Origin of the sequence: Nostocoides sp. (assembly GCF_035343835.1) — a bacterium.
Classification (GTDB): Bacteria; Actinomycetota; Actinomycetes; order Actinomycetales; family Dermatophilaceae; genus Nostocoides_A; species Nostocoides_A vanveenii.
Map to the genome: position 1 here is coordinate 1 of NZ_DAOQZV010000275.1, position 3,859 is coordinate 3,859.

4 protein-coding genes and 1 pseudogene are annotated in these 3,859 nt (G+C 70.2%); 4 read left to right on the forward strand and 1 reads right to left on the reverse strand.

The window, feature by feature from the left end; genetic code table 11:
* Positions 1 to 52: 52 nt before the first annotated feature.
* The 4 genes from PKH97_RS14635 to PKH97_RS14650 all read left to right on the forward strand — a co-directional run bounded on the left by PKH97_RS14635 (position 53) and on the right by PKH97_RS14650 (position 3,710).
* On the forward strand, positions 53 to 1,045 hold the full coding sequence (locus PKH97_RS14635; RefSeq protein ID WP_324388308.1) for a lysophospholipid acyltransferase family protein: 993 nt from the start codon (positions 53 to 55) through the stop codon (positions 1,043 to 1,045).
* A 52-nt stretch (positions 1,046 to 1,097) separates the two neighbouring features.
* Positions 1,098 to 1,367: a glutaredoxin family protein gene (locus tag PKH97_RS14640; RefSeq protein WP_290717292.1), complete on the forward strand. Its 270-nt coding sequence runs from the start codon at positions 1,098 to 1,100 to the stop codon at positions 1,365 to 1,367.
* Positions 1,368 to 1,557: 190 nt separating this feature from the next.
* Positions 1,558 to 2,226 (forward strand): redox-sensing transcriptional repressor Rex, encoded by a 669-nt coding sequence (locus tag PKH97_RS14645; protein ID WP_290717290.1) that lies wholly within the window; start codon positions 1,558 to 1,560, stop codon positions 2,224 to 2,226.
* Entirely contained in the window at positions 2,223 to 3,710 is a 1,488-nt protein-coding gene (locus PKH97_RS14650) for a glutamyl-tRNA reductase (protein WP_324388307.1), read from the forward strand. The genes PKH97_RS14645 and PKH97_RS14650 overlap by 4 nt, the downstream gene beginning before the upstream one ends.
* Here PKH97_RS14650 and PKH97_RS14655 read toward each other — a convergent pair.
* Positions 3,670 to 3,792, reverse strand: a pseudogene (locus PKH97_RS14655) (enoyl-CoA hydratase/isomerase family protein); the annotation flags it as partial. The gene PKH97_RS14650 and the pseudogene PKH97_RS14655 overlap by 41 nt on opposite strands.
* Positions 3,793 to 3,859 lie beyond the last annotated feature (67 nt).

Consider the following 3,859-nt stretch of genomic DNA (forward strand, 5'->3'; position numbering starts at 1 on the left):
CGCCCGCCGCACCGCCACGCCCCTGCTCGGCGAGCCGGCGAGCCACTTGCGCGTGGTCCAGCCCGACGAACTCGCGCCCGAACCGCCCTTCGCCGCCCATCCCTCCGCACGCCCGTCTGCCCCCGGCAAGCCCGGGCTGAAGGAGTTCGTCGCGGGTGTTCGCGCCGTCGCCCACCGGGCCGCCGGGCCCTTGGGTATGTCGCGCGACGAGGCTGAGGCCAAGGCCGCCGAAGCCGTCGCGTTCATCCGGCGCCGGCTGACGGGCGACTACGCCGTCGACAACTACGGCTATGACGCGGACTTCGCCGAGCACATCCTTTACCCCCTCCTCCGGCCGCTCTTCTACACCTGGTTCCGCGTCGAGGTTCGCGGCCTGGAGAACATTCCCAGCACCGGTGGCGCGCTCCTGGTGGCCAATCACTCCGGCACGGTCGCGGTCGATTCCCTGATGACCCAGGTCGCCATCCACGACAAGCACCCTGCGCACCGCCAACTGCGCGAGCTCGGCGCGGACCTGGTCTTCGGCACTCCCGGCCTGGGCAGCATCGCCCGCAAGGGCGGAGCCACCCTCGCCACCAACCCCGACGCCGAACGCCTGTTGACCAGCGGCGAACTCGTCGGTGTCTGGCCCGAGGGCTTCAAGGGTGTCGGCAAGCCGTTCAACGAGCGCTACAAACTTCAACGCTTCGGCCGCGGCGGTTTCGTTTCCGCGGCCATCCGCACCGGGGTGCCCATCATCCCGTGCGCGATCATCGGTGCCGAGGAGATCTACCCGATGATCGCCAATCTCAAGGGCTTGGCCAACCTGGTGGGTCTGCCCTATTTCCCGGTGACGCCCACCTTCCCCTGGCTCGGCCCCCTGGGCATGATTCCGTTGCCGAGTAAATGGATCATCGAGTTCGGCCCGCCCGTCGACACCGGCGCCTTCGACCCGAAGGCCGCCGACGATCCGATGATCGTCTTCGACCTGACCGACCGGGTGCGCGAGACCATCCAGCAGACCGTCTACGGCCTCCTGGCCTCGCGGCGCTCTGTCTTCCACTGACGGCGTGCGACTGCCCCGCGCGCGCCCAGCCCGTATGCCGTCCGCTCACCGCGTGTCCGCACCGGGGGCCGGGACTGTCCCGCCGGTTGTGCTCATCGGCCGCCCGGGTTGTCACCTGTGCGCGGACGCGGAGCCGGTCGTGCGCGCAGTGGCGGCCGAGTTCGGACTGACTGTTGTCGAGCAGTCGGTGGACGACGACGCGCGCCTGAGCGCGGCATACGGCGATCTGATCCCGGTGGTGTTGATCGACGGAGAGGTCCACGCCTACTGGCGGGTCGATCCGCAACGGCTGCGCGCCGCGCTCGGCGCCCGTGGTCGCTGACCCACGGGCGCAGGGTGACGCTGCTCACGTGGCCGTCGCGACGACGAAGGACCATGCCCGCAGGGGTATCTCACTCTGCACGCGAGACTTTGTGAAGGCCTTCACAAGCGCGTAGCCTTGCGAGAAGCGCGAGGGTGCCGATCGGCACCCGGATCGCCCCGACCACGCCTGACAGAACGAGGTGACCCAGGTGTCAGCGACCGAGATCCGGCGTCGCGGCATCCCTGACGCCACGGTCGCCCGCCTGCCCGACTATCTTCGCGCGTTGACCTCGATGAGCGACAGGGGGGTCGTCTCGACCTCCTCCGAAGCGCTCGCGGCGGCCACCGGCGTAGGCTCGGCGATGGTGCGCAAAGACCTCTCGTTCCTCGGCAGTCATGGCGTGCGCGGAGTCGGGTATGACGTTACCCACCTCTCGGTCGAAATCGCCCGGGCGCTCGGTCTGACGCGCGACTGGCCCGTGCTGATCGTCGGCATGGGCAACCTCGGGCGCGCCCTCGCCGCCTATGGCGGTTTCGCGGCGGGCGGATTCCAGCTCGTCGCGCTGCTGGATCGGGATCCCGCAGTCGTCGGCCAGCCCGTGGCCGGCCTGGTGGTCAGCGCGATGACCGCGCTCCCGGCGCTGGCCGCGGCCCCCGACACGCTGGGTGTGATCACCACCCCCGCGCACGCCGCCCAGGAGGTCTGCGACGCACTCATCGCGGCCGGTGTCACTTCGATCCTGAACTTCGCCGCCGTGACCTTGAACGTGCCTGCCGGCGTCGATGTGCGCAAGGTCGATGTCGCAACGGAACTGCAGATCCTCGCCTTCCACAAGCAGCAGCGCAGCCGCGCTCCGAAGCTGGCGGTGGCGCCGTGAGCCTGCTCGTCCTCGGCCTCTCCCACCACAACGCACCCCTCGACCTGCTCGAACGGATCAGCCTCGACGCCTCCGGCCGCCGCGATCTCGCCCACGCCATCGCCGGGAGCGAGCACGTCCGCGAGGTCGTCGTTGTCTCCACCTGCAACCGGACCGAGGTGTACGCCGAGGCCGCCACCTTCCACGGCGCGATCGCGGACATCACCGATGCCCTGTCCGGGCAGTCGGGCCTTCCGCGGGCCGACCTGACCGAGCGACTCGGGGTGCACTACGAGGATGGTGCGATCGCGCATACCTTCCGGGTAGCAAGCGGTCTCGACTCGATGGCGTTGGGGGAGAACCAGATTCGGGCACAGCTGCGGGTCTCGTTGCACGAGGCACAAGCTGCCGGGCTGACCGGGTCGAGCCTCAACCAGCTCTTCCAGCAGGCGTTGCGGGTCGGCAAGCGCGTCCACACCGAGACCGGCATCGAGACGTATTCCTCCTCGCTGGTCGAGACCGCATTCGGGGCGGCCTCGCAGATCGTCGGCCCCCCGGCGCAAACGCGACTCGTCGTCGTCGGGGCGGGCGCAATGGCGGCATTGGTAGCGACCACGGCGGCGCGCGCGGGCTACGGCTCGATCGTCATCGTCAACCGGACGTATGCCCGCGGTGAAGCCCTGGCCTTCCGCGTCGGCGGCCGCGCCGCCCACCTAGCCGAACTTCCCGATGCCCTCGGCGCCGCCGATGTGGTCGTGTCGTGCGTCGGGGCGCCCGGCCTGGTGCTGACAGCATCCGTGGTGGACGCGGCGCGGGCGGGGTCGCAGCGGCCCCAGGTGTTGGTCGACCTGGCGATGCCGCACGACATCGAGCACGCGGCTGGGGACCTGCGGGGGGTCACGCGACTCGGGTTGGATCACCTGGGCGCCCGGCTGCGCGCGGTAACGGGCAACCCCGTCGTCCGGGCGGCCACCGGCCTGGTCGACACCGAGGTCGCCGACTTCATCAGCGCCCGGTCCGTCCAGGCGGCGGTCCCGACGATCGCGGCCATGCGTGAACGAGGCGCCACGATCCTCGCCGGTGAAGTGGGCCGCCTGCGCTCGCGCACGCCGAATCTCGGCGACGCCGAACGTCGCGAGGTCGAGATCGCCATGGGCCGGCTCGTCGACAAGCTCCTGCACGGCCCCACCGTGCGGGTCAAGGAACTCGCGGCCAGCGGCCGGATGGCCGAGTATGCCGACGCCCTTGCCGAACTCTTCGCACCCGCGCCGGCCGCGGAATCGGGGGCGGTGACCTTGCCGGCGCTCGCCTACGACCGACCCAGCGAGGGCGGGTCGAGCGCAGTCACCGGCGCAGCCGCCGGCCTACGCCCTCATGGGGGATCCCGAGCCCCTGCCGTACGTGCAGCCGGGCGGCCGGCACGCCGAAACGCGCCCCGTCGTTGCAGTAGCGCAGGTCGCAGCAGGCGGCGAGGTTCATGCCGCCGCCGATGCAATAGCCCGTGATCTTGGCGATGGTCGGCTTCGCACAACGCCACAGGCTCATGAAATCCTCGGTGTTGCGCTTCATGCCGGCATAATCGACCATCGGATCCCAGGGATAATCCTCCTGGGTCCACTGGTTCTTCGCGCTTTCCTGCGCGTAGCGGACGAGC